General features: G+C 69.4%; 22 protein-coding genes. 8 read left to right on the top strand and 14 right to left on the bottom strand.

What is annotated here, in order from left to right; translation table 11 throughout:
- Positions 1 to 32: 32 nt before the first annotated feature.
- On the top strand, positions 33 to 530 hold the full coding sequence (gene tsaE / locus AC2EBS_RS04715; RefSeq protein ID WP_484727208.1) for a tRNA (adenosine(37)-N6)-threonylcarbamoyltransferase complex ATPase subunit type 1 TsaE: 498 nt from the start codon (positions 33 to 35) through the stop codon (positions 528 to 530).
- A 17-nt stretch (positions 531 to 547) separates the two neighbouring features.
- A complete protein-coding gene (locus tag AC2EBS_RS04710) occupies positions 548 to 1912 on the top strand; it encodes an N-acetylmuramoyl-L-alanine amidase (RefSeq protein WP_484727207.1) in 1365 nt (454 codons plus the stop codon).
- A gap of 27 nt (positions 1913 to 1939) precedes the next feature.
- On the opposite strand, the gene AC2EBS_RS04705 is transcribed toward AC2EBS_RS04710, so the two are convergent.
- From AC2EBS_RS04705 to AC2EBS_RS04685, 5 genes are read right to left on the bottom strand one after another with little or no spacing between them, the layout of a single operon-like run.
- Positions 1940 to 3790 carry an AMP-dependent synthetase/ligase gene (locus tag AC2EBS_RS04705; protein ID WP_484727206.1) on the bottom strand — a complete coding sequence of 617 codons (1851 nt, stop codon included), beginning with the start codon at positions 3788 to 3790 and terminating at the stop codon, positions 1940 to 1942.
- A 57-nt stretch (positions 3791 to 3847) separates the two neighbouring features.
- Complete coding sequence (locus tag AC2EBS_RS04700; RefSeq protein WP_484727205.1) at positions 3848 to 4309, bottom strand: acyl-CoA thioesterase; 462 nt, start codon at positions 4307 to 4309, stop codon at positions 3848 to 3850.
- Complete coding sequence (locus AC2EBS_RS04695; RefSeq protein ID WP_484727204.1) at positions 4302 to 7121, bottom strand: ATP-binding protein; 2820 nt, start codon at positions 7119 to 7121, stop codon at positions 4302 to 4304. The genes AC2EBS_RS04700 and AC2EBS_RS04695 overlap by 8 nt, the downstream gene beginning before the upstream one ends.
- Before the next feature lie 30 nt (positions 7122 to 7151).
- The gene (locus tag AC2EBS_RS04690) at positions 7152 to 7883 is read right to left on the bottom strand and encodes a hypothetical protein (RefSeq protein ID WP_484727203.1); all 732 of its coding nucleotides are present in this window, start codon (positions 7881 to 7883) and stop codon (positions 7152 to 7154) included.
- A complete protein-coding gene (locus AC2EBS_RS04685; protein ID WP_484727202.1) occupies positions 7880 to 9232 on the bottom strand; it encodes a hypothetical protein in 1353 nt (450 codons plus the stop codon). Before AC2EBS_RS04685 ends, AC2EBS_RS04690 begins: the two co-directional genes overlap by 4 nt.
- Positions 9233 to 9342: 110 nt before the next feature.
- Here AC2EBS_RS04685 and AC2EBS_RS04680 point away from each other — a divergent pair, with 110 nt between their 5' ends.
- Both AC2EBS_RS04680 and AC2EBS_RS04675 read left to right on the top strand, forming a co-directional pair.
- Entirely contained in the window at positions 9343 to 10797 is a 1455-nt protein-coding gene (locus AC2EBS_RS04680; RefSeq protein WP_484727201.1) for a PAS domain-containing sensor histidine kinase, read from the top strand.
- A 107-nt stretch (positions 10798 to 10904) separates the two neighbouring features.
- Positions 10905 to 11732 (top strand): DODA-type extradiol aromatic ring-opening family dioxygenase, encoded by an 828-nt coding sequence (locus AC2EBS_RS04675; RefSeq protein ID WP_484727200.1) that lies wholly within the window; start codon positions 10905 to 10907, stop codon positions 11730 to 11732.
- A gap of 17 nt (positions 11733 to 11749) precedes the next feature.
- Here AC2EBS_RS04675 and AC2EBS_RS04670 read toward each other — a convergent pair whose 3' ends face one another.
- From AC2EBS_RS04670 to AC2EBS_RS04660, 3 genes are all read right to left on the bottom strand, one after another.
- On the bottom strand, positions 11750 to 12271 hold the full coding sequence (locus AC2EBS_RS04670) for a GNAT family N-acetyltransferase (protein WP_484727199.1): 522 nt from the start codon (positions 12269 to 12271) through the stop codon (positions 11750 to 11752).
- A gap of 101 nt (positions 12272 to 12372) precedes the next feature.
- Positions 12373 to 12996: a DUF1294 domain-containing protein gene (locus tag AC2EBS_RS04665; protein ID WP_484727198.1), complete on the bottom strand. Its 624-nt coding sequence runs from the start codon at positions 12994 to 12996 to the stop codon at positions 12373 to 12375.
- Positions 12997 to 13085: 89 nt separating this feature from the next.
- Entirely contained in the window at positions 13086 to 14873 is a 1788-nt protein-coding gene (locus AC2EBS_RS04660) for a DEAD/DEAH box helicase (protein ID WP_484727197.1), read from the bottom strand.
- Between the two features lie 599 nt (positions 14874 to 15472).
- Between AC2EBS_RS04660 and AC2EBS_RS04655 the strand changes: the two genes are divergently transcribed.
- On the top strand, positions 15473 to 16045 hold the full coding sequence (locus AC2EBS_RS04655; RefSeq protein WP_484727196.1) for a DUF2087 domain-containing protein: 573 nt from the start codon (positions 15473 to 15475) through the stop codon (positions 16043 to 16045).
- Positions 16046 to 16061: 16 nt separating this feature from the next.
- Here the strand turns inward: AC2EBS_RS04655 and AC2EBS_RS04650 are convergent, their stop codons facing one another.
- From AC2EBS_RS04650 to orn, 3 genes are all read right to left on the bottom strand, one after another.
- On the bottom strand, positions 16062 to 18479 hold the full coding sequence (locus tag AC2EBS_RS04650) for a DEAD/DEAH box helicase (protein WP_484727195.1): 2418 nt from the start codon (positions 18477 to 18479) through the stop codon (positions 16062 to 16064).
- 98 nt (positions 18480 to 18577) lie between these two features.
- A complete protein-coding gene (locus tag AC2EBS_RS04645; protein ID WP_484727194.1) occupies positions 18578 to 20446 on the bottom strand; it encodes a chorismate-binding protein in 1869 nt (622 codons plus the stop codon).
- Between the two features lie 43 nt (positions 20447 to 20489).
- Positions 20490 to 21053 (bottom strand): oligoribonuclease, encoded by a 564-nt coding sequence (gene orn, locus AC2EBS_RS04640; RefSeq protein WP_484727193.1) that lies wholly within the window; start codon positions 21051 to 21053, stop codon positions 20490 to 20492.
- A gap of 88 nt (positions 21054 to 21141) precedes the next feature.
- On the opposite strand from orn, the gene AC2EBS_RS04635 reads away from it, so the two are divergent.
- From AC2EBS_RS04635 to rsgA, 3 genes are read left to right on the top strand one after another with little or no spacing between them, the layout of a single operon-like run.
- On the top strand, positions 21142 to 22440 hold the full coding sequence (locus tag AC2EBS_RS04635) for a M48 family metallopeptidase (protein WP_484727192.1): 1299 nt from the start codon (positions 21142 to 21144) through the stop codon (positions 22438 to 22440).
- A 12-nt stretch (positions 22441 to 22452) separates the two neighbouring features.
- Complete coding sequence (locus AC2EBS_RS04630) at positions 22453 to 22788, top strand: 4a-hydroxytetrahydrobiopterin dehydratase (protein WP_484727191.1); 336 nt, start codon at positions 22453 to 22455, stop codon at positions 22786 to 22788.
- Positions 22743 to 23696 carry a ribosome small subunit-dependent GTPase A gene (gene rsgA / locus AC2EBS_RS04625; protein ID WP_484727564.1) on the top strand — a complete coding sequence of 318 codons (954 nt, stop codon included), beginning with the start codon at positions 22743 to 22745 and terminating at the stop codon, positions 23694 to 23696. Before AC2EBS_RS04630 ends, rsgA begins: the two co-directional genes overlap by 46 nt.
- Before the next feature lie 15 nt (positions 23697 to 23711).
- Here rsgA and AC2EBS_RS04620 read toward each other — a convergent pair whose 3' ends face one another.
- From AC2EBS_RS04620 to AC2EBS_RS04610, 3 genes are all read right to left on the bottom strand, one after another.
- Positions 23712 to 24017 (bottom strand): hypothetical protein, encoded by a 306-nt coding sequence (locus AC2EBS_RS04620; RefSeq protein ID WP_484727190.1) that lies wholly within the window; start codon positions 24015 to 24017, stop codon positions 23712 to 23714.
- A 76-nt stretch (positions 24018 to 24093) separates the two neighbouring features.
- Entirely contained in the window at positions 24094 to 24876 is a 783-nt protein-coding gene (locus AC2EBS_RS04615) for an SDR family oxidoreductase (RefSeq protein ID WP_484727189.1), read from the bottom strand.
- A gap of 84 nt (positions 24877 to 24960) precedes the next feature.
- Positions 24961 to 25215 (bottom strand): hypothetical protein, encoded by a 255-nt coding sequence (locus AC2EBS_RS04610; RefSeq protein ID WP_484727188.1) that lies wholly within the window; start codon positions 25213 to 25215, stop codon positions 24961 to 24963.
- Positions 25216 to 25249: the final 34 nt, after the last annotated feature.

Below are 25249 nucleotides of genomic sequence, written 5' to 3'. Positions count from 1 at the left end.
TCTTGCCCCCCGGCTGCCTGCGGCTGGGGCTGATGTGGAGCCGAGTTCATTTGTCGAGCATTCTAGAAACCCGTGATCTGCGCTGGTCTGACGAGGCAGCCTGCGCTGCCTTTGCCGCCGTGCTGGCGCGCGCGCCTGGCCTGATGAATGCCTATCTGGAACTGCAAGGCAGCCTGGGTGCCGGCAAGACCACGTTGACCCGCCATCTGCTGCGCGCGCTGGGCGTCGCCGGGCGCATCAAGAGTCCCAGCTATACCGTGATGGAAAGCTATCGCGTCGAAGGCGGCGAGATCAGCCACTTCGACTTCTACCGCTTCGAAGACCCGCGCGAGTGGGAGGATGCAGGCTTTCGCGATGTCTTCACCCGCCCCGGCCTGAAGATCGCCGAGTGGCCCGAGAAGGCACAGGGCATGCTGCCGACGCCGGACCTGCGCCTGAGCATCGCGCTGGGCAATGGCGAGGAGCGACTTGTCAGGCTGCAGGCCGGCACCGCGCTGGGTCGGCAACTGCTCGCCGCCCTGCCCACATGAGCCCGATGGACAGGCCGATGAGGGCAAGCGATCGACGGGGGGTGCTGCGTCGCTTTGGCAGCATCGTGCTGCTGCTGCAGGCGCCGACCCTGGCCTGGAGCGCCAATGGCACGAGCATCGTCGCGGTACGCGTTTGGCCGGCGGCGGACTACACCCGTGTCACGCTGGAGTCGGACAGGCCGCTGGCCGCCAAGCACTTCCTCGTCGAAGGGCCGGATCGTCTGGTCGTCGACGTGGAGGGCCTCGTGCTCAGCACGGAGCTGCGCGAGCTGCTCGGCAAGGTGCGATCGGACGACCCCTACATCGCTGGCGTGCGCGTCGGACAGAACCAGCCCACCGTGGTGCGCATCGTGCTGGACCTCAAGCAGGCCGTGGCTCCGCAGGTGTTCACCATCGCGCCGGTGGCGGCCTACAAGCACCGTCTGGTCTTCGATCTCTATCCGCGTGAAGAGCGCGATCTGCTGCTCGCCCTGTTGGCCGAGAAGGAGCAGGCCGAGACCCGCGCCGCGCAGGCGGTGCAGGATGCGCTGGGCGAGCTGATCGGCCGGCTGGACAAGCCCGCTGCGGCGCCTGCCCCGGTGGCTCCCGGCCAGGCCGCGTCTGCCGCGCGGCCCGATCTGCAGACAGCCGCCCCAACCCGGCTGGCGGCCAGCGCGCAGGCCAGGCTTGACCGCCTGATCGTCATTGCGCTCGATCCTGGCCATGGCGGCGAGGATCCGGGCGCAATCGGACCCAGCGGCCTTCGCGAGAAGGATGTCGTGCTCGCCATCGCCAAGAAGCTGCGCGAGCGGCTGGAGAGCAATCCCAACATCCGCGTGATGATGACGCGCGATGCCGACTTCTTTGTGCCGCTGCACGAGCGGGTACGCAAGGCGCGCCGCGTGCAGGCCGACCTCTTCGTCTCCATCCACGCCGATGCCTTCTTCACGCCGCAGGCGCGCGGCGCCTCGGTGTTCGCGCTCAGCGACGGTGCGGCCAGCAGTGCGGCGGCGCGGTGGATCGCCAACAAGGAGAACGCGGCCGATCTGGTCGGCGGCATCAACAGTGTCGCGGTGAAGGACAGCGCCGTGCTGCGCGCGATGCTGGACATGAGCACCACCGCGCAGATCAAGGACAGCCTGAAACTGGGCCGCGAAGTGCTGGGGCAGATGGGACGCGTCGGTCGCTTGCACAAGCGTCAGGTCGAGCAGGCCGGATTCGCGGTGCTCCGGGCGCCGGACGTGCCGTCCATCCTGGTGGAGACCGCCTTCATCTCCAATCCGGAGGAAGAGGCCAAGCTGCGCGACCCTGCTTATCAGGATCGCCTGGTCGAAGCGCTGGCCACCGGCATCGCGCGCTACTTCGCGAAGAACCCGCCGCTGGCGCGGCAGCGCACGCTGTAAGGCCTGTCGCCAGGCCCCGCAGCGGCTTCAGCGCCGGTAGAGCGCGTCCATCGTCGCCTCGAAGCGGTGCGCGAGGTTCTTGCGCTTGAGCTTGAGCGTCGGCGTCATCAGGCTGTTCTCCACCGTCCACGGTTCCAGCGTCAGCGCCACCGCGCGCGGCTGCGCATAGTGCGGGAAGCTGGCGGTCAGCTTGCGGATGCGCGCGAGCGCCGCTTCGCGGGCGCCCTGTGCATCCAGACTGGCGGGATCCTGCGGATTTAGCCCCAGCTGCTGTGCCAGCGCCGTCCAGCCGGCGCGCGACAGCACCACGATGCAGGCGATAAAGGGCTTGTTGTCGCCGAAGGCGTAGACCTGTTCGAACAGCGTGTCCGCCTGGATCGCCAGCTCAAGGTCGGCCGGCGCGATCTTCTCGCCGGTGGAGGTGACGATGATTTCCTTGACGCGGCCGAGGATGCGCACGCGACCCTGCTCATCGATGGACGCCTGGTCGCCGGTACGCAGCCAGCCGTCGATGAAAGTCGCCTCGGTATCGGCCCGGCGCTTCCAGTAGCCCTGCATGACGTTGGGGCCGCGCACCTGCAGCTCCTTGTTCTCGCCGATGCGCAGCTGCACGCCCTCAAGCGCCTTGCCCACCGTGACCGGGTCGTTGTCGTCTATCGCGTTCACCGCCATCACCGGGGCGGTCTCGGTCATGCCGTAGCCCTGCACGATGGGCAGACCCAGGCCGAGGAAACAGCGCGCCAGCGTGGCCGACAACGGCGCGCCGCCGCTGACCGCCAGGCGCAGCCGGCCGCCGAACTGCTGGTGCAGCGGCTTGGCCGCGAGACGCTCGAGCAGCGGCCAGAGCAGCGCATCCAGCCAGGCCGGCCCGGCCAGCTCAGGCGCAATAGGCAGGCGCTGCTGCCGGCAGAAGCGCCGCCAGCCGACATCCTGCGCCAGCTTGAAGAGCCTGGCCTTGGCCGGTGCGGCGGCGAGCTTGCCCTGCAGCACGCCATAGACGCGCTCGTAGATGCGCGGCACCGAGATCAGCACCGTGGGCTGCTGGGTCTTCATGTCCTCGGCCAGATCCTGCACCGAGCGGGCGAAGGCCACGCTGCAGCCGGCGGCGATCGGCAGGTAGTAGCCGGCGGTGCGCTCGAAGGTGTGCGACAGCGGCAGGAAAGACAGGAAGCGGTCTTCGGCGCGCGGCGCCACCCTGTCCATCACCGCCTTGACGTTGGACAGCACATTGCCGTGGCTGAGCATCACGCCCTTGGGCTTGCCGGTGGTGCCCGAGGTATAGACGATGGCCGCGAGCTCGTCGCTGCGCGGCAGCGCCGGCGTATCCACCTGATCCTCGCCGCTGGCCAGCCACTGGGCCAGCGTCAGCAGCTGCGGGCGCTTGGGCCCCAGCAGCGCGGCATCGATGCCGCCCTCGAGCAGCACGACGCGACGCAGCTCGGGCAGCGCAAGTTGCTGTTCTTCGATGCAGGCGAGCAGCGCGCCCCATTGCTGCGCGTTGTGCGCGATGAGCAGCGCAGCATCGCTGTCGGCGACGATGTAGGCCACGCTGGCCGGGTTGTCCAGCGCGTGCATGGGCACCGGCACGCAGGCTTGGCGCAGCACGGCCTGGTCGATGCAGACCGTCTCGTAGCCATTGGGCAGCAGCAAGGCAATACGACTTCCGCGCGGCAGGCCCATGGCCGCCAGCGCGCGGGCATGGGCGGCGACACGCTCGCCACAATCGCGCCAGCTGATCGAGCGCCAGGCTTGCGATGGGGTGTCGAACTGGCGGTAGGCCTCGGCGGCCGGCGTCTGGGTGACACGCCAGGCCAGCAGATCGGCCAGCGATTGCACCTCGGCCAATGTGCGCGGTGCGGCAGTTACTGCAGAAGTCATCGGAATTCGGTCGACAAAGCTACGGGCAAACCCGCGCATTGTCGCCGATTCCTATATTCAGGTAGCTATTACAGGAAGGTAAGACTGCAAGAACTCCGGCGGCATGCGCTTGGGCCGGCCGCTGCTGATCTCGATGCAGACCAGCTCCCAGCGCCCGCGCATCAGCGTGGCGCCATCGGCGAGGCGGCGCAGCTGGAAGCGCCGCTGCATCGCCAGCTTGCCATCGCTGCCGGTCAGCCAGGTACCCAGCACCAGTGGCTCGCCCAGGCCAGAGGGCAGCAGGTAGTCGTAACTGCCCTGGCGGATGGCCATCGCACGATCCAGCTTCCGGTAGTCGGCCAGGCTCAGACCCAGCGCCTCCGAATGCGCCCAGGCGACCTTCTCGCACCACTGCACATAGACGGCGTTGTTGGTGTGATCCAGCCCGTCGATGTCGCCGGCTTGCGGACTCAGGGCCTGGGTGAACGGGCCGGGGTGGTCCCAGCCGTCGACGAGCGTGGCCTGGGTTGACTCAGTCATAGATCGACTTCTCCGGCCGCCGCGTCAGCACCGCGATCGGCGGCGCCCAGCGCTCGCCGCGCGGCTTCTTGCTGGTGATCAGCGTGATCTCCGAGGGCTCGAAGACCTCGACGTTGTGCGTGATCGGCGTGGTCAGCAGGTACTGCGCGCGGGTGCTGCGCAGGAAGTGGCCGACCAGCTGGATGTTGCGCACGTCCAGGTGGGCAAAAGGCTCGTCGATGAAGACAAAGCCGCCGGGGCTCTCGTCGTCCTTCATCAGGCCCACCAGCAGGATCAGGCTCTTCAGCACCTGCTGGCCGCCCGAGGCCTCGCCGTCGTTGAGGCCCACCTCGCCCTTGCCGTCGAAATTGAACTTCACATGCAGGCCGGCCTGGGCCAGCACGGCGTCGTCGTTGTCCAGGTGCGGCAGCTCGGCCTGCGCGATCACGCCTGCCAGCTCGCCCAGCTCCTGCACGTTCTTCTTGTAGCGGCGCATCGTCGCGCGCAGCACGTCGATATAGCGCTCGCGCGCATTGAAGGCGGCGATGCGCGCCATCTCGTTGCTGGCCCGGCGGTCTTCCAGCTGGGCGCTCTGTTCCAGCACCGAGGCGTTCATGCGCGCATGGCGGTCCTGCACCGCGGGGTCGGTTTCCCACACGCCAGTGTCCAGCTCCTGCTGCACATGGCGCATCGCGATCTCGGCCTGCTTGGCGTTCTCGAACTCGTCGCGCAGCGCCTGGATCTTGGCTGCTGCCACCCAGCTGGCCGGGAATGCGGCCTTGGCCTCGCGCGAGGCCTTGGATGCCAGGGCCAGCTCTTGCCGGCGGCTCTCGTGCTCGCGCAGCACGCGCAGCACGTTCTCCTCGTTGGCCTTCAGCGAACCCTGCGCGGCTTCGTAGTCGCGCTCGCTGCGCGTGGCATGGGTCAGCGCCCGATCATGCTCGCCGTCCAGCGCGGCCATGCGGCTGGCCGCCTCGACGCGGGCCTGGCGCAGGCCGGCCAGGCGGGCACGGCCTTCGGCAAATTCGTCGGCTCGCTCGGCCAGCTCGCGCGCCGCCTTGTGGCCCTGCGCGGCGCGCTGCACGTCCTTCAGCTGGCGCTCGACCTCGGCCTGTTCCTTGGCGATGCGGCTGAGCTCGTTGTCATAGCGCGCCAGCTCGCGCTCCAGCGCCTCGCGGCGCGAGTCCAGCGCGGCGACGCCGAACTGGAAATCGCGCGGCTCCACCCACAGGCTGCGGCCGCCGCGGCCATCGCGGTAGTAGGCATCAGGCGTGATCCATTCGCCCCCTGCCCTGGCACCAGCCTCGGTGTCTTTGACACAGCGGATGCCGCCCAGCTGGCGGATCAGCCAGCCCGGCAGCTTGGCGTGCACTTTCAGCGCCGCGAGCAGCGAGCCCTGCGGCACGACGGCCGGCACGTTCTCGGCATCGGCGACGACGTAATGGCGGTAGCGCTCCTTGGACGCCAGGCCGAAGGCGCGGCCTTCATCGCTGCTGTGCGCCAACACCACCACCCAGCGCGAGGGGCGCAGAAAGCCTTCGGCCGCGGCGCGCCAGGCCTCGTCGGCGATGTCGATGCAGTCGGCCAGCACATGGTGGGCGATGCCCGCATCGTCCAGCGCGCGGCGGAAGCGCGTCACCTCGGGCGGCGGCGGCGGCAGGCGCTGGCCGGACAGCGCATCCATCGCCGCCTGCGCCTTGCACGACTGGTCGTTCTGCCGCGTGAAGCTCTCGCGCAGCGCATGCTGGCGGCTGGACAGTTCTTCCAGGCGCTGGGTCAGCTCGGCGCCATCGGCCTCGACGGCGGCCAGCGCCTTCAGCTCCTCCTCGCGTTTGGCGAGCAGCTCGGCGGGACGCTCGGCCTCGCGCGCCGCGTCGAAGGCCGCGCGGGCCTGCTTGCGCTCGGATTCCAGCTCGACCAGGCGCTGCTTGGCCGCCTCATGCTTTTCGAACAGCGCATGCAGCTCGGCGCGCTTGGCCGACATCTGGCGCTTGTCGGTGGCCGCGAACAGGCGCTGGCGATGCAGCTCGCGCAGCTGCTGCGCGACGCGTTGGCGGCCTTCGGACCATTGCAGCACCGGCAGCACCTCGGTGGCCAGGCGCTCGCGCTCCTTCAGGCGCAGCTGGTACTGCTGGTAGCTGGTCACGCGGTTGGCCAGGTCGGACAGCTGGGCTTGCGTGTGCCACAGCTCGTGCGCGGCCTGCTCCACTTCCTTGGCCAGCTGCTGCTGATGGCTGCGCGCCTGGTCGTAGCGGTCCAGCACCTCCTGGTCGCCGAAAACCTCGAACACCAGGCGCAGCAGCTCCTTGGGCGAGAGTTCGCACAGGCGGTCGGTCTGGCCCTGCTCCAGCGCCAGCACGCGGCCGATGGCGCGGGTCAGTCCGGCGGCCTCCAGGCGGCGCTTCCAGGCCTCGATGCCCAGCCAGTCCTTGTCGGCCTTCTCCGCCAGGGCCTCGATCTCGTGCACGCCGTCGACCATGATGTAGCGGCGCTGCCAGTCGCCGCCATGGCGCTCGATGCGGCAGGCCAGCGTCACCTGGTCGGCATAGAGCAGCGAGCTGGCGAAGGGCCGGCTGCTGTTCTGCCGGCCGCGCGGGCGGTTGTCGACCAGCGCGCGCAGCCAGGCGGTCTCAGCATTGGCATGGCGCGCATAGGTGCGGAAGGTGCGGCCGCCCGAGCATTCCAGGCCGAGCAGCGTGCGCATCGCGTCGAGCAGCGTGGTCTTGCCCGAGCCGTTCGGCCCGGCGATGGTGATGATGTTGCCGTCCAGCGGCATCGTGACGCGCTGGCAGTAGTCCCAGTGCAGCAGTTCAAGCGATTGCAGGTGAAACATCGTCGCGGTCGGTCAGTTCTGCACTTGTTGTTATTGTGGATCGTCGAGCCCGTCATCCAGATCATCGGGCAGCTCTTCCTGCTCGGCCTCGCGCAGCCGCGCCAGCGCCGGCCCGGCCTGCGCGTCGGTCGTGCGTGCCAGCACATCGGCCAGCGCGCCGTCCAGCACGCGCGGCGCCAGCGTGTCGTAGTCCAGCAGCAGGTCCAGTAGCGGCCCTTCGGCGATGTCTTCACCGCGACGGGTGATGAAGCCGTGGCGCTCCAGCAGCTTCAGGTTGGCGTCCAGGCGCAGCTTCTTGCCCAGCTGGTTGCCGAAGTCGGCCAGCAGGCTGCGGTAGGACAGCGTCGGTGCCACGCTGGAGGCCAGCGGCAGCGGCTTGTCGGTGGCGAACATCTCGCCCTGCCCCGGCTCCTGCGCATCGGCGCGCGCGATCTGGCGCTGGCGCTTGGGCAGCACGATCAGCGACCACAGCACCACCAGCAGCGCCACGCCGTCGCGCGGCAGGTCCAGGTTGTTGTTGGCCGCGAGGCCGGTCTCGCCGAACACCGCCACCTCGGCGGGCCGCAGCATGGCCACGCTGATGTGGTCGGCATAGAGGTTGTCGACCACGCGCAGGCCCACCGCGCCCAGGCGCGCGTTCAGCGCGGCCCACAGCTCGGTGTCGATCAGCGCGCGGCGCACCAGCGCATGGCTGCGCGGCAGCCAGCGGCGCGCCAGCAGCTGGGCCGCCAGATGGGCGGCGTCGTCCAGGGTGTTGCTCATTCGTCGTTCTTGCCTGTGTCTGCTGTCGCCGTGGACTGCGCCGCGCTGCTGTTAAGCAGCACGCCGCGGCTCATCCACGCCACGTATTCATCGCCCACCTCGCCCTGCTCGGCCGACCAGCGCACCCGCCAGGGCTGGCGCGCCATATCGCCGGTGGCGCCGGAGAGGTGCTGCGCCTGCGGGTCGCCCAGCAGCGGCAGCAGCTGCGCGCGGTAGGCGGCGCGCGCATAGCTGCCGCCCAGCACCGCCGGGGCCAGGTCTTGCTCGGCGCGGCCCTCGCTGGACCACAGGCCCAGCAGCTGCTGCATTTGCGCCATCTCGGGCGGCAGGCTCATCACCGCCAGCTCGCCGGCCGGCGCGGCCTGGCCCTGCGGCAGCGGTTCGGCGCCCTTCTCCTTCGGGCGGTCGCGTTCGAACTCGCCCTCGGTCATGTCCAGCAGCTCATGCTGCGCGACCAGCACCGGATGCACCGGGCGCGACAGTGCACCCAAGGCGAGGTTCTCCAGGAAGGGCACGTTCTGCAGCCAGCGCCGCACATCGGTGGTCGTGATACCGGTCGAGCCCAGCGTGACGCGCTGGCGGTCGGCCTGCTGCAGCGCGCGGTTGAACTGGCTGGCCATGGCCAGCAGCCGTGCCTGCGCCAGGCCCAGCTCGCGGGCCAAGCGTTCCAGTCGCGCATTGCCGTCGGTCTGGGCCTGCTCGATGATGGCCTTCAGCGCCTCGCCGGCCTTGTCGACCAACTTCAGCGCGCGCTCGAAACGCTGGCGTGCGCGGCGCAGATGGAACTCGGAGCCGCTGGCGATCGCGTCGGCGAACTCGTCGTACAGGCGCGAGAGCTGGGCCTGCAGATGGTGCAGCTGCGCCGGGTCCAGCGTGCCCAGCGTATGCGCGCCGGCCACATTGGCCAGCAGCGCGGCCAGGTCGGCATCCTGCTCGCGCGCCGCCGCCAGTGGCGACAGCAGGCCGATCAGTTGCTGGGCCAGCGGCGTGACGCCGTACTGCTGGTTGCCGCCGTCCCAGGCCAGCAGCTCGGCCTCGCGCAAACGCTTGAGCACCAGCTCCAGCGCCTCGTCGCGCAGCATGTGGAAGTGGCGGTTGAGCGTGTCGCGGCTGACGCGCGACTCCGGCAGCGCCATCAGCTCCATGAACACCCACAGGCGCAGCCGTACCAGCGCCGCCGGCCCATGGCACAGCGCGCGCAGCGCATGGATCAGCGGCTCGTTGCGCTCCAGCTGCCACCACAGCAGGGCTTCGGCCGGCGCGGCTCCCTCGCGGAAATAGTCTTCGAAGCGCAGCAGTTCATGTTCGGCATGCTCTTCTGCCGCTGCGCCCAGCTCCTTGTCGGTCATGGCGGGATTATCCCAGGGCGCGAGCTGCACGGCCCTCGGTCCGCACGGCCCATAATCCCCCAGGGCCGACAGCAGGGACCGCTGCCGACGAGTCGTTGGGAGAACTGAGCATGACTTCTGCTTGGATGCTGTTGTTGCTGAGCTTGGTCGGCGTTGCTGTCGGCTATGCGCTGGGCCGTGGACGGCGCGGCGCAGCCGGTGCGGCGCCGCAAGCCAGCCTTGCTGTGCCCGAGCCTTCGACCGAGCCAGCCAGCGCGCCGCGCATCGAGAACGTCTTTCATCCCGTCACCAGCGAGGAAGAGCGCCGCCGCAATGCGATCTATGCCAAGGTCTTCAACCTGGTGCCGGACACGCTGACGATCACACGCATCTCCGACGGACGCTTCGTCGACGTCAACCACAACTGGGAAGAGCTCACCGGCTTCACGCGTGAGGAAGGCATAGGTCATACCTCGGCAGAGCTGGGTGTCTGGATCGAACCGGAGCAGAGGGCCGCGCTGATCGGCACCATCAAGAGCGGCGGCACCGTGCGCGACTTCGATGTGACCTTCAAGCACAAGAACGGCCATCTCTACTACAACAAGGTCTCGGCCAGCCTGTTCGAGGCGGAGGGCGAGACCTACATGATGCTGGCGGTCAAGGACGTCACCGCGCAGCGGGCCGCCGACATCGAGCTGCGCGAGCTGAACCAGACACTGGAGACGCGGGTGCAGCTGCGCACGCAGAAGCTGGAGCAGGCCAATGCCGAACTGGCCACCGCGCTGGACCAGCTGCAGCGGGCGCAGCAAGACCTGGTGCGCTCGGAGAAGCTGGCCGCGCTGGGCGCGCTGGTCGCCGGCGTCGCCCACGAGCTGAACACGCCGCTGGGCAATGGCCTGATGGTGGCTTCCACCCTGGACGACAGGCTGCGCGAGCTGGAAGAACGCATGGCCGCCGGCTTGCGCCGCAGCGATCTGGACAGCTATGTCAGCGATGCCAAGCATGCGAACGAAGTGATCCTGCGCAATCTTGAACGTGCAGCCGGACTGGTGCGCAGCTTCAAGCAGGTGGCTGTGGACCGGACAAGCTCGCAACGACGGCGCTTCAGGCTCAAGGAGGTGGTCGACGAGACGGCGCTGACCCTGAGTCCGGCCTTTCGTGGCAGCGGGCACGAGCTGCTGACCGAAGTCGATGAGGGCTTGCAGCTGGACAGCTATCCGGGGCCGCTGGGCCAGGTGCTGGCCAATCTGATCGATAACGCGCTGGTCCATGCCTTCCAGCCGGGGCAAGCCGGGCGCATCGAGCTGAAGGGGCGTTCCGGTGCAGCCGGCGAGGCGCAGATCGAGGTGAGTGACAACGGCCAGGGCATCCCTGCCGAGCACCTCGGCCGCGTCTTCGATCCCTTCTTCACCACCCGTATGGGTCAGGGCGGCTCTGGCCTGGGGCTGCACATCGTGCACAACCTGGTCACCGATGTGCTGGGCGGTCGCATCGACGTTGCCCAGGCAGCGGGTGGTGGCGCCCGTTTCACCATCACGCTGCCGCTCATCGCGCCCGCCGCTGGCAACGATGCCGAGTTGGCCTGAACGCGACGCTGCAATTTTTCGAACGCCGTGCTCAAAGCATTGCTGAGGTCAGCCCTGGCGCCTGCCCCATGCTTGGGGCCTGTGCTTGACTCCAGCCGCTGCCCGCCATGACCCTGCCCCGACGTCGCCTGCCCAGCTACTTCCTCTCTCACGGGGGCGGTCCCTGGCCGTACATGGACGGCCCCTTTCGCGCCGCCTTCGACCAGCTCGAGGCCTCGCTCAAGCGCATCCCGCAGGAGCTGGGCGGCATCAAGCCGCGTGCGGTGCTGATGGTCTCCGGGCACTGGGAGGCCGAGGCCTTCCGCGTCATGGCTGCCGCGCAGCCGGGCATGGTGTACGACTACTACGGCTTCCCGCCCCACACCTACACGATCAAGTACCCGGCGCCGGGCGACCCGGAGCTTGCCGATCAAGTCGCCGCGCTGATCTCCTCGGCCGGGCTGCCGACAGCGCTGGACGAAACGCGCGGCTTCGACCACGGCGCCTTCAGCACGATGTATCCGATCTACCCCGATGCCGACGTGCCGCTGGTGCAGGTTGCCATGCACGCCAGCTACGACCCGGCCGCCCATCTGGCGCTGGGGCGTGCGCTAGCGCCGCTGCGCGACGAGGGCGTGCTGGTCATCGGCTCGGGCTTCAGCTTCCACAACCTGCGCTTGTTCGGGCCACAGGCGCAGCAGCCATCGAGCGCTTTCGACGCCTGGCTTCAGCACACGCTGCTGGAGCTTCCGCCCGCTCAACGCAGCGCTGCGCTGCTGCAGTGGGAGCAGGCGCCGGCAGCGCGCCTGGCCCACCCTGCCGAGGACCATCTGATCCCCTTGATGGTCGCCGTCGGTGCGGCCGAACAGGAAGAAGCCCACTGCGTCTATCACGAGCAGGGTTTTCGCGGCGGCGTGGTCGCTTCGAGCTTCAGGTTCGGCCCGGCGCTGGCCTGAGCCGGCGCAGGCGAGGCTCAGCCCAAGGCGCGCTGCATGAAGCGCGCCTCCGGGCCGAAGCTCGCCAGCTTTGCCGCCAACTGGGCGGGCAACCGCTCCAGGGCTTCGAAGCCACGGCCCTGCCAGTACGGCTGCGAACCCTGCACCGCGACCAGGCCGAGGCGGCGCAGGCCCAGCGCAGCCGCGCGCTTCTCCACCATCTCGACGAGCCGCCGTCCCAATCCCAGCGCACGCCCCCGCGGCGCGACGGCCAGGTCATGCAGGTAGAGCAGTTCGGGCTGCGCCGAGACCTGCAACTGCGCTGCGTTCAGCGTCGGCAGCGTCGCCGCACAGGCAGGCAGCGCGACCAGGTAGGCCAGGGGCTGCTGCGAGGCAGCGTCCTGCGCCACCCAGCTGGTCTGCTGCGCCTCGGTCGCAGCGATCTTGGCGGCAAAGGACTCTGCGCTTTCCAGGAACTCGGACGCATAGCACTGCGCTTGCAGATCAAGCACGGCAGGAACATCGGCCAGCGTCAGCGGCCGCAGCGAAATCTCGGACATCGAAGAACGAATGCGAAGAACGGGAGGGTGGAACGGGGAAGATGCGAAAGTGCAGTTGGCCGGGCCCGTGCAGGCCGGCGACGCATCGTTGAAAGCCTGCTTCAGCCCGGAGCGGGCAAGCCTTGCCAGAGCCAGCGGCCCAGCGGCGTGAAGACGAGCACAAAGCCCGCCACGTTGAGCAGCACCGTGAGCCAGAACAAGCGCTGGAACTCGCGTTTGCTGCGCTTGTGCTTGAGCATCTGCTGCGCCAGCAGCGCGCCCGGCCAGCCGCAGGCCAGCGCGAGCAGATGCAGGTTGCGCTCGGGCACTCGCCAGGCGTCGCCCTTGACGGCGGCGCGCTTGTCGCCGAAGTAGACGATGAAGCTCGCCAGACTCATGGCCAGATAGGCGCCCCAGAGCGCATGCGGCAGGCCCCAGAGCAGATGGCTGGCCAGGACCAGCGATGCGAATGCGGGGATCAGCCAGAGCTGGCTTCCGTGGTCGGCACCGCTGCGGCGGGCAGGAGCGGCTGCCTTGGGTGCCAGACCTTGCACCTGCAGCGCACGGCGCTTGCCATGCGCATCGCTGCCGACGACGAAGCTCAGCCGCTCGCCGACCACAGGGCGCGCAGGCCGCGGCGCGAAGGCCTTGATGTGCACGAAGAGCTTCGCGCCGCCCTCGTCCGGCGCGATGAAGCCATAGCCCTTGGTGTCGTCCCACTGCACCAGCTTGCCGGTGCTTTTCATACTGCTGCTCATGGTCGGGCGGCACTGTGCCACAAACCCAAACGAAAGTGCCCGCCGAGGCGGGCACTGACCAGTCTGCGGACCGCTACTCAGCGGCCGAAGCCACCGCGGCGCGGCTTGTCGCCGGCAAAGCCGCCGCCATGGCGACGCTCGCCGCCGCCGTCGCGGCCGCCGCCTTCACGGTGACCGTGGAAGCCGCCCGGCTTGCCGCTCTTGGCACCGAAGCCGCCCGGCTTGCCATGTGCGAAGGCCGGCTTGCCGCCGAAACCGGGCTTGCCGCCGGCGTGGTGGCGGTTGTCGCCACCGAAGCGGCTGCCCTGCTCGTCGCGACGCGGCGCGAAGTCCTCGCGGCGGAAGTCGCCTTGCTGCGAGTGATGATGCTCGCGGCGCGGAGCGCCGAAGCCCCGCTCGGGCCGGGTGTCGCCGAAGTGGCGAGACTCAGGACGGCCTTCGTGGCGACGCTCGAAGCCGTGACGCTGTTCGGCGAACTGGCCTTCGCGCTGCTCGGGGTGCGGCGCGCGTTCGAAGGGACGACGGTCGTCGAAACCGCCGCCCTGGCGCGGCCCGAAGCCCTTGTTGCCGCCATGAGGCGCGCCGCGGCCGAAGCCTTCGCGGCGATCGTCGCGCTGGAAGCGCTTGTTGCCGAAGGAGCGCTCGCCGTGGAAGCTGCCGCGATCGCCACCCTGGCGCGGCGGGAAGATGCGCGGCTCCTGCGTCTTGGGCTCGAGGCCGGGATAGTGCGCGGCCGGGATCTGCTGCGTGGTGAACTGCTGGATGCGGCGGATCATCGGGATGTCGTCGCGCATCGCCAGCGTCACCGCCAGACCTTCGCGACCGGCGCGGCCGGTACGGCCGATGCGGTGCACATAGTCCTCGGCCTTCATCGGCAGGCCGTAGTTGATCACGTGGGTGATGGTCGGCACGTCGATGCCGCGGGCGGCGACGTCGGTGGCCACCAGCACGCGCAGATCACGGCGACGCATCGCCATCAGCACGCGGTTGCGCTTGCCCTGCGGCATGCCGCCGTGCAGCGGCGCCACCGCGTGGCCGAACTCGGCCAGGCGCTCGGCCAGCCAGTCGGCATCGCGCTGCGTGGAGGTGAAGACCACCGCCTGGTCGAGCTCGCGCTCGGCCAGGATCGCGTCGAGCAGCTCGTGCTTGTGCGCCTGGTTGTCGGCCCAATGCAGGCGCTGGGTGATGTTCTCGTGCGTGTCGGTGTGCGAGGCGACGTCGACGCGCTGCGGGTCGCGCAGCAGGTCTTGCGCCAGGCGGCCGACATGGCCGGCGAAGGTGGCGCTGTACATCACCGTCTGGCGCTCGGCCGGCGTGGCCGCGGCGACGGTGTTGATGTCGTCGATGAAGCCCATGTCCAGCATGCGGTCGGCCTCGTCGAGCACCAGCATCTCGACGTTGTTCAGCACGCACTTGCCGCTCGCCAGATGGTCGAGCAGACGTCCGGGGGTGGCAATCAGGATGTCCAGCGGACCGCTGAGCTGGCGGATCTGCAGCGCATAAGGCATGCCGCCCAGTACGGTGGCGACCTTCAGCCCCTGCACATGCTTGCCGTAGGTCTGCGCGGCTTTGGCCACCTGCATGGCCAGTTCGCGGGTCGGCGCCAGCACCAGCACGCGCGGGCCGTAGATCTTGCCCTTCTCGCGACGCTTGGTGTTGTCGCCGCGCGCGGCGATGACCTTCTGCAGCGCGGGCAGCATGAAGGACGCCGTCTTGCCCGAGCCGGTGCGTGAGCTGACCATCAGGTCCTTGCCTTCCAGTGCCGGCGGGATGGCCTGGGTCTGGACTTCGGTGGCGTTCTCGTAACCGGATTCGGCGATCGCGCGCAGCAGGGCCTCGTGCAGGCCCAGAGTCTCGAAACTCATTCTCTCGTTCTCTTTCAAATACAAAGCCGCGCCGGCCCCGCCAGAAGCAGAGCAGCAAAAGCGCGACCAGCCGGGCCTCGAAAGCCTGGCACAGGGTCATGTCGCTGGGAGAAAGCTCGCGTCGTACAGCGGGGTTGCGGCAGGATGATCTGCGCAGAGCCTCGTGCGGCGCCGGGGAACAGTCAAAGCGACGGCATACATCGCCGCCGACCGAACCCGAAGGCAATCGGCGCTTCAACCGTGGCGGGTGGAACTTCCACCGCAGGCTGGCCCGAAAGAGGTCAGAGGAGACGAACGAAATGCCCCGGAAATCCGAGGCAAGCCGCGACTATAGCAGAGTTCAGGGTTTTCACCGAGCGTCGCGTCGATGGCGTGCGCGGTCGGGCCGCTCGCTATACTGCGCGCCGGTCGGCAGTTCACCCAGGCCTTGCCGCGCGAAGCTGAAGCTCGCGAGCTAAACCTGCCCTTCCCTCTCGCCTGCAGGCGAGCAGCGGTTCGATTGATTGGTCACGTGGCCCATGAGCCGCTGGCTGCAAGACGGCAAGCCCAGCCCCTGCTGTGACGGCAGGTCCGGCCCATGGACTTGGAGCTTGACGTCCATGCCTCGTGAACTCATTGCCTGCCCGGTGCAGGATCTCTCGACCTTCGCCAAGTCGCTGCGCAAGCAGCTCGCCGACGCTCAGCCCGAGCAGGCACCGCCCAGCCACCTCAGCCTGATGAACATGCTGGCGCGTGCCGCCGGGCATCGCAATCTGCAGGCGCTGAAGGCAGCCGGTGCCGTCATGCCCGCAGCGCTGGCGCCAGCGCCTGCGGCCCCGGCACGCGGGCCGCGCCATCCGGCGCTCAGCGAGACCGCCGACCGCGCGCTGCGCCAGTACGACGAACAAGGCCGGCTGATGCGCTGGCCGACCAAGTACAGCGTGCAGCGCCTGGCGCTGTGGGGCATGTGGCTGCACTTCGATGCCAAGCGGCCCTACAGCGAACCCGAGGTCAACACGGTGCTCAAGGCTTGGCACAGCTTCGGCGACCACTGCACGCTGCGGCGCGAGCTGGTGAACATGAAGCTGCTGGCGCGCACGCCCGACGGCGCGGTCTATCGCAAGCTGCCGGCGCGGCCGGACGAGGAGACCGCGGCGCTGCTGAAAGCGCTGCGCGCGCGCTTCAGCCGCTGAGACGCGGCGTGGCCGTTCAGGCGGCCAGCGCCGCCAGCAAGGCGGCCAGCGCGGCCATCAAAGCCTCCAGTTCCTCGTCGGCCAGCCAGGCCGGCGGGGCGGCCAGCCAGGCGGGCATGGTGGCGCCGGTCTGCTGCTGGACGGCCAGCAGCGCGCGGTCCGTCGTGCCTTCGACCAGCAGCAGCGCTGCCGGTACGCCGCGCGCCGCGCTGCCCGCCGCCAGCGACAGGCGTGTCTGCAGCTGCCGCTCATCCCAGGGCAGATCGGCGTGGACCAGGCCGAGGCGCGGCTCGTCGAGCTCGTCGTCCAGGTCGTCGAGCGCTGCATCGCTGGCCAGCAGCAGCGCTTGGGCCTCGCTGCGCCAGCTCATCAGCAGGGCGGCGCGCTCTGCCGCGTCCATGCCGGCGCGCAGGCGCTGCACCGGCAGCTTGCGCAGGCGCAGTGCCTGCTCCAGACCGTCGAGCAGGGTCTCGGATTGCGCGCAGACGAGCAGCCGCGACGCGGCGCCGCCCGGCGCGAGCCACTCGCTGCACAGCGTCTGCAGCGCCTCGGCCTTGGCCTTGAGCACATGCCGACCGGCGGGCGGCAGCTGCTGCAGCGCCTGCATCAGCTGCTGCCGTTCGGCGCTGCTCAGGAAGCCGTGCGCCTGCCAGCGCTGCATCGCGTCGCGCAGCGTCTGCACGGCGGCCCTCTGCCCGGGATTGACGCTGGCCGCGCCGGTATCGAGCCAGCGCGTCTGCAGCAGCATAGGCGGCAGGCTGTCGAGCAGTTCGCGCTTGCGGCGCGACAGCAGCACCGTCTCCAGCGCCTCGCGCTGCGCGCGCTTGCCGGCATCGGCCGGCAGCCCCAGCAGCGCGGCCAGCGGGCCGCGGCGGGCGCCGTCCAGCCAGCTCACCCAGGCCGGCAATCTCGCATCGCCCAGCGGCTCGCGATCGGCGATCAGCAGCAGCTGCGTCGCCGGCACGGCCTGCAGCGCCGCCAGTGCTTCGTCGCCCAGCGCGTCGACGCCATCGACGATCAGCAGCTCCGGCGCGTTGCGGCCAACTGGCAGCGTCTCGGCCAGCAGCAGGCCTTCGGGCCAGTCGCCGAGCAGGCGCGCGATGTCGCGCTGCCAGCCGGCCTGTCGCGCGGCATCGGCGACGACGATGGCGATCGAGCCCAGGCCGAAGAGCTGACGCGACAGCTGCGCGGCGATCAGCGCGGCCTCGCGCTGACCCAGGCCCAGATCGTCGGCCAGCATCGCACGGCCGGCGGCCAGCGCGAACAGCGCGGCCTGCCACTGATGTTCGGCCACAGGCTCGCGCAGCAGGGCCTGCGCCGCCTGCGGATCGGCCAGCCAGCGCTCCAGGCGCTGCACGCGCGAGCGGGCATCCTGCGCCCAGGCCAGCTGCGGCCAGACCTCGGGCGCGACGCGCAGCGCCACGCCATGGGCTCGGGCAGCGTTCAGCAGTGTCTGCAGCCAGGCGTGCGCATGCTCGGCATCGATACGCTGCGCCTCGTCCAGGCCTTCCGCCGCCAGTTCGCGCAGCGCGGCCGGCAAGCCCTGGCCGGCAACCCATTGCAGGCGACGGCGCGGCCCCGGATGCAGCCAGACCTCGCCTTCGCGCGCGGCCCAGCCGGCCTGCAGCGCCTCGGCACCGGCCGCATCGGCGGCCAGCAGCGCCAGCAAGGCCGGGCCATGGACGCATTCACCCGTCTCGGCAAAAGCCGCGCAGTCACAGCGCCAGGCATCGGATGCCAGCAGGCGCAGCTGCTGACGCGAGCCGTCGAGCAGGTCGATCAGCTCATGGTCGCCGAACACGCCCTGCTCCAGCGCCTCGCTGCTGCCCAGCCGATAACGCGGCGGCTCGGCGGGGACCGGCGGCGCTGCCTCGGTCGCCGGCTGCTCGGCCTTGGCCGCGCGGCCGCGGCGCGGACGGGCCGGCTTGCCGCTCTTCTCGAGCGCGGGCTGCTCGGCGGCGACTGCATCGCCAGGCACAGCGGCAGCTAACGCTTCGCCTGCGTCGAGTGGCATCGGCGCTTCGACCGCAGCGGCCTTGCTGGCTCGCTTTCGCTTGGGTGCGGCAGCGCTCGCCAGCTTGTCCGCGCCCGCCATCGGGGCGGCGGCCTCGTCGGCTTTGCGACGGGGCTTGCGCGCCGGGGCCTTGGCAGTCGCCTCTTCCACCGGGCCAGCGAGGACTTCGGTCGCCGCGGCTGCGGCCGCGTCGCTCTTCTGTGCGGTCTTGCGGGCCGCTGCGCGCTGGCGCGGCTTCTTGGCGGCGGCTTCGCTCGCCAGGGGCGGTTCGGGGCTGTCGCCTGCGCCGCTGCTCGGCACGTCGGTGGCATCGGCGCTCAGCGGGCTGCTCGGCTCGGTTGTGGTGCCGGCAGCAGCAGCGACCGTAGAGGTCTTGCGCGCCGCGGACGTGCCGCGGCGCTTGGGGGAAGAAGTGGCCATGGAGGGTGAGTTGGGACTCGGAGAGTTCGGTCGGTGTCGGGAAGGCAAGAACTTGGATCGGAGCGATGCGGACCGCTGTCGTGGCGACGTAGGTCTGTCTATGCGGCGCTGTCCTTGCCGGGATGGTTTTTTTCATCTGCGCGCTCGTCGCTGAGGAGGCGGGCAGCCAGCCAGCCGCGCAGACTGTTGAAGAAAGCCAGGCCCTCGGCGCGAGCCAGGTCCTGGTGGGTGAGTCGGGCTTCGGCGATGCGCCCCTCGGCCAGCAGTTGCTGGCGCATCACGCCGGGCAGCAGGCCGGCGTCCAGCCGCGGCGTGAGCCAGCGGCCGTCGATGAGCAGGGCGATATTGCCGAAGCTGCATTCGGTCAGTTCGCCGGCTGAGTTCCACAGCAGCACGTCGAAGGCCTGGTCCGGCTTGGTTGCCGCGAAGGCCTCGTAGAGCTCGCGCCGCGTGGTCTTGTGACGGATGAACTCCGCCGCCGGACCGTGGCTGTCGATCGGCATCTCGGCCAGCGCCAGAAGTACTGGCTCCTGGGTCTCACTCAGCGGCTCGACGCGTGACTGCAGCTCGCCCGTCACCGACAGCGTCAGCCGCACGCGCCACAGCCCCTGCGGATTGGCCTGGGCAACGGCGGCCAGCGTGTCGCGCCAGCTTGCGGGCGACCAGCGCAGGCCGAAGTGCCGGGCGGTGGCCTGCATGCGCGTGCGATGGCCGGCTTCGCGCACGAACACGCCCTGCTCCAGCCGCATGGTTTCGAGCGCCTCGATCGGCGCCTGCGCGCGCTGCAGGAAGCGCGTCTTCGCGCGCCATTCGGCGATCTCGGCCGCGGGGTCGGAATCCAGCGTGATCGCGCTGCCGATGCCGCAGGTGAGCTTGCCATCGGAGCCCTGCTCCACCGTGCGGATTGGCACGTTGAAGGTCGCCGCGCCGCCCGGCTGCAGCAGGCCCAAGGCGCCGCAGTACCAGCCGCGCGGCGTGGTCTCCAGCTCAGTAATCAATTGCATCGCGCGGATCTTCGGCGCGCCGGTCACCGAGCCGCAGGGGAACAGCGCCGCGAAGACATCGGCCAGGCCCAGGCCCGGCCGCGTGACCGCGCTGACGGTGGAGGTCATCTGCCAGACCGTGGGCAAGGCATGCAGCTCGAAGAGCCGCGGCACGCGCACCGAGCCCAGTGTGGCGATGCGGCCCATGTCGTTGCGCAGCAGGTCCACGATCATCAGGTTTTCGGCGCGCTCCTTGATGCTGGTGCGCAGATGTGCCTGCGCGGCCTCGTCGGACGCCGTGTCGTCGCCACGCGGCGCGGTGCCCTTCATCGGCTGTGCGGCCAGCAGCCAGCTGCGCTGCGCCTCGGGCAGCGCACCCCAGTCGAAGAACAGCTCGGGCGAGACGCTGGCCACGCCGCCCTGGCCCTCGGGGCGACGCAGGAACAGCGAGAAACCGCCGGGCTGCGCGGCATGCAGCGCGAGGAAGAGCTCGGCAAGATCGCGATCGGCCGAGCGAGCTGCTGCGACTCGTGTGGTGAGGTTGACCTGGTAGACATCGCCGGCACGTATCCACTCGCGCACGCGCTCGATCTGTGCGGCCTCGTCGGCGTCGGGCTGCGTGTCGTGCCAGTCGAGCGCGCCGGTATGCCAGGGTCCGCCCTCGGGCCAGGGTTCAGGCGCCTGCTCGTAGACGGCGAACTCGGCCAGCGCCTCGCCGGGCGACAGCGCGTGCCCGCCCATGCGCGGCTCGAAGGCCTGCGCCGCCTCGTAGCGCAGCCCGCCGAGCACCCAGGCGCCGGCACGCGCCGCGACCTCGGCGGCGGCGATCACATGGGCCACTTCAGCGGGCGCGGACGCGCGCAGCCAGCGCGCCGGCGGCGCATAGAAGGCGCCACGCAGGCGCTCGCCGTCGTCGCGGGCCAGCGGATGGCGCGGAAAGTCAAAGGCCGCCCACAGCTGCTGCGGGCGGTACGGCTCGCTCATCGGAATCGGGGGAGGTGATGCTCCGGCGCTGCTCGCGGACCGCTCAAGCTTTCAGAAAGTGCTCGCGGTAATAGAGCAGCTCGTCGATGGACTCATGGATATCAGCCATCGCGGTGTGCTTCTGCGCCTTCTTAAAGCCGTCAATGATCTCGGGCTTCCAGCGGCGCGCCAGCTCCTTCAGCGTGGAGACGTCCAGATTGCGGTAATGGAAGAAGTCTTCCAGCGTGGGCATGTAGTTGGCGAGGAAGCGGCGGTCCTGGCAGATGCTGTTGCCGCACATCGGCGATTTGCCGGCCGGCACATAGCGCTTCAGGAAATCGATCACCTGCTCGGCTGCCTGGGCCTCATCGATGGTCGAGGCCTTGACGCGGTCGATCAGACCGCTCTTGCCGTGGGTGCCCTTGTTCCAGGCGTCCATCGCGTCCAGCGTGGCATCGCTCTGGTGGATGGCAAACACCGGCCCTTCGACGCGCTGGGTCAGCTGCGCATCGGTGACGACCACGGCGACTTCGATGATGCGGTCCTTGTTGGGGAACAGGCCGGTCATCTCAAGGTCGATCCAGATCAGGTTCTGGTCGTTCAGGGGCAGGTTGGGGTTGTCGCTCATGGCTTACTTGTCCTTGTCACTTCCGGCGTCATTGTCGTGGCAATGGCGCCGGCCAAGCGACATTCTCGCAGCCCTACACTTCGCCCCCATGCCTGACCTGTTTTCGCTGCTTCCCACGCTGTCCGCGCCGGCCCTGAGCCTGGCTTTTGCGATCGCGCTGCTGGCCACCTTGGCCTGCAAGTTCTGGTTGTCCACCCGCCAGGTACGCCATGTGATGCGCCATCGCGGTGCGGTGCCGGCCCCCTTTGCCGCCACCGTCCCGCTGGAGGCACACCAGAAGGCCGCCGACTACACCGCGGCGCGCAGCCGGCTCTCGCTGTTCAGTACCGCCTTCGGCGCGCTGGTGCTGGTGGCCTGGACGCTGCTGGGCGGGCTGGATGCGCTGAACGGCTGGCTGCTTGCCACCGTCTATCCCGCCTGGGGCGGCATGGCCTACCAGCTGAGTCTGGTCGTCGCGTTCACGCTGATCGGCGGCCTGCTGGACCTGCCCTTCGAGCTTTACAGCACCTTCGTGCTGGAGCAGCGCTTCGGATTCAACCGCATGACCTGGCGGCTCTACATCGTCGATGCGCTCAAGGGCCTGCTGGTCGGCGCGCTGATCGGCCTGCCCATCGTCGCGCTGATCCTCTGGCTGATGGGCACGGCCGGCAGCCTGTGGTGGCTGTGGGCCTGGGGCGCCTGGATGGGCTTCAACCTGCTGATCATGGTGCTCTACCCGACCGTGATCGCGCCGCTGTTCAACAAGTTCGAGCCGCTGGCCGACGCGACGCTGAAGTCGCGCGTCGAGGCGCTGATGGCGCGCTGCGGCTTCGCGGCCAAGGGCCTGTTCGTGATGGACGGCAGCCGGCGCTCCTCGCACGGCAATGCCTACTTCACCGGCATCGGCGCGGCCAAGCGCGTGGTCTTCTTCGATACGCTGCTCAAGCGCCTGGACGGCGCCGAGGTCGAGGCGGTGCTGGCCCACGAGCTGGGCCACTTCAAGCTGCGCCATGTCAGCAAGCGCATGGTCGCGCTGTTCGGCCTGAGCCTGCTGGGCTTCGCGCTGCTGGGCTGGGCCAGCCGCCAGCCGGGCTTCTTCCTGGGCCTGGGTGTGCAACCGAACATGGGCGCGCCGAATGATGCGCTGGCGCTGCTGCTCTTCCTGATGGCGGTGCCGGTGTTCGCCTATTTCCTGACGCCGCTGTCGGCCGGGCTGTCGCGCCGCCACGAGTTCCAGGCCGACGCCTATGCGCGCCGCCATGCCGACGGCCAGGCGCTGGCCTCGGCACTGCTGAAGCTGCACGAGGACAATGCTGGCACGCTGACGCCGGACCCGCTGTTCGCGCGCTTCTACTACTCGCACCCGCCGGCCAGCGAGCGCCTGGCCGCGCTGGCCGCGGCCCACTGAGGACACACAGCAATGGAAAACCTGCTTCTGGCCCGTTGCATGCCGCAGCGCGAGCCCCTGCCTGCCGATCAACTGGACGACTGGCTGGCCCAGGTGCCCGGCTGGCAGCCCGACCCGGAGCGCAAGCTGATTGCACGCCGTTTCGGTTTCGACAACTTCTACCAGGTGATGGCCTTCGTCAACGCGGTGGCAGAGATCGCGCATGCGCAGGATCACCACCCCGAGATGATGGTCGGCTATGACGCCTGCACGCTGAGCTACAGCACGCACTCGGCCGGCGGCCTGACGCTCAACGACTTCATCTGCGCGGCCCAGGTCAGCGCCCTGCCCGAGGCCAGCGCCGCATGACGGCGAAGCATGCCAATCTGGACCTGGGCCTGGTGGTGCGCGGCCATGGCCGGCACTATGTGGTGGAAGACAGCGAGGGCCGGCGGCGCGTCTGCCATCCGCGCGGCAAGAAGAGCGACTGCGTGGTCGGCGACGAGGTGCGCTGGGCCGAGGTCAGCGCCGACGAGGGCGTGATCGAGGCGGTGGAGCCACGGCGCAACCTGCTGTTCCGCCAGGACGAGTGGAAGACCAAGAGCTTCGCCGCCAATCTGGACCAGTTGCTGGTGCTGGTCGCGGTGGAGCCGGTGTTCAGCGAATCGCAGCTGGCGCGCGCATTGATCGCCGCCGAGAGCGCCGGCATCCGCGCCCGCATCGCGCTGAACAAAACCGACCTGCCCGGTGCGGCCGAGCAGCGCGAGCGCCTGGCGCCCTATCGCGCGATGGGCGTGGAGGTAATGGAAGTGGCGCTGAAGGCCGACCCGGCGTATTCGCGCGGCATTCTCTGGCCTTGGCTGGAGGGCAAGCGCACCTTCGTGCTCGGCCCCAGCGGCACGGGCAAGAGCACGCTGATCAATCTGCTGGTGCCCGATGCACAGGCGCAGGTGGGCGACATCTCGCAGGCGCTGAACTCCGGCCGCCACACGACGACGACCACGCAGTGGTACTGGGTGGATGCCGAGCGGCGCACCGCGCTGATCGACTCGCCCGGTTTCCAGGAATTCGGCCTGCGCCAGATCGAGCCGGCACAGCTGCCACTCTTGATGCCGGACCTGCGCGCGCATGCCGGCGAGTGCCGCTTCTACAACTGCACGCACCAGCACGAGCCGGGTTGCGGCGTGCGCGACGCGGTCGACGCAGGCAAGATCAGCGCCTCGCGCTACCGCATCTACGGCGAGATCCTCGCCGAGCTGGCAGCCAAGCGCTGGTAACTAGGCCCTGCTGGCTTACTCCAGCCGCGGCGTGCCGGGCTGAAGCTCGCGTCCCTCGCGGACCTCGCGCACTTCGACGTCGACAACCTCGCCCATCGCCCGGCCGCCGCGCGGGCCGAAGCCGGCGCCGCCGGCGCGGAACTGTCGCGCCCGTGCGAAACGTGCGGCGAAATCCACCTGCGGGCGGCGGCCGCGGATCAGGCTCCACAGCAGCAGGCCCAGCGTGGTCGCCAGCGCCACGGCCAGCAGCGCGAGCACCAGCACCACGGTGGCCACCGCCAGCACGGCGCGCAGCACGAAGGAAACGAGCGCAGAGATCATTGCGTCAGGAGGCTCCAGCCAGGTTGAAAGTCACGATGTAGATAATGGCAGAAGGCGCCATTTCAAGCGCATCCGATCAACCGCGCCCGACGAAGGGCATCTTGGTCGCCATCACGGTCATGTTCTGCACATTGGCCTGCAGCGGCAGCGAGGCCATGTAGAGCAGCGCCGAGGCCACGTGCTCGACGTCCATCGTCGCCTCGATGGCGATCTCGCCATTGGCCTGCGGCACGCCCTTGGTGAAGCGCTCGGTCATCTCGGTCAGCGCATTGCCGATGTCGAGCTGGCCGCAGGCGATGTCGTGGGCGCGGCCGTCCAGCGACAGGCACTTGGTCAGCCCGCTGATCGCATGCTTGGTGGCGGTGTAAGGCGTCGAGTTCGGCCGCGGCGCATGTGCCGAGATCGAGCCGTTGTTGACGATGCGGCCGCCGCGCGGGCTCTGGCTCTTCATCAGCCTGAAGGCGGCGCGTGCACAGAGGAAGCTGGCGGTGAGGTTCACGTCCACCACCGTCTGCCATTGCGCGACGCTGAGCTCGTCGATCGGGACGGCTGGCGCGCCGCTGCCGGCGTTGTTGAACAGCAGGTCCAGGCGGCCGAAGTGCTGACGGACGGATTCGAACAACGCATCGACCTGCGTCTCCTGCGTCACGTCGGCCGGCAGCACCAGCGCGCGTGAGGGATCGACGGCGCGGGCGGCGGTCTCTTCCAGCGCCTCGCGCCGGCGCCCGACCAGCGCGACGTGGTAGCCCGCCCGGATCAGCGCCAGCGCGCAGGCCCGACCGATGCCGCTACCGGCACCGGTGACCAGCGCGTACCTGCCGTCACCCGGCAACGATGGAGTCGTGTTCGTCTCTGCCATGAGGATCTCTGCCCTGCCGCTGCCTCGTCCGCGGCCTGCTGTTGCCAAGCCTGCATGATGACAGACGGCCAGGGCGAGCCGGCTTCAGTTGGCGCGGGTCTCCGCCTCGGTCTGCGCCAGCTGCAGCTGGGCGCGCTCGCGGGCCAGCGTGCTGACGCTCTTGCCTTCGATCACCACCGTCGGCAGCTGGTGCACGACCGTCGCTTCGCTGAGCATCGCGGCTGGCGGTGCCTGCAGCAGCAGGGCCGCGCCCATCAGGGCGAGCACGCTCAGGGCCAATGCGGCTCGCTTGACGGTCGCGTAGCGGTCGTAGCAGGGAATCATGTTGTTCGTTGTCATCTCAGCCTCCTTGGGACATGCGGCAGGTATTTCG

This window comes from Roseateles sp. T103 (assembly GCF_057219915.1).
This window is presented reverse-complemented; position numbering and strand designations above follow the sequence as displayed.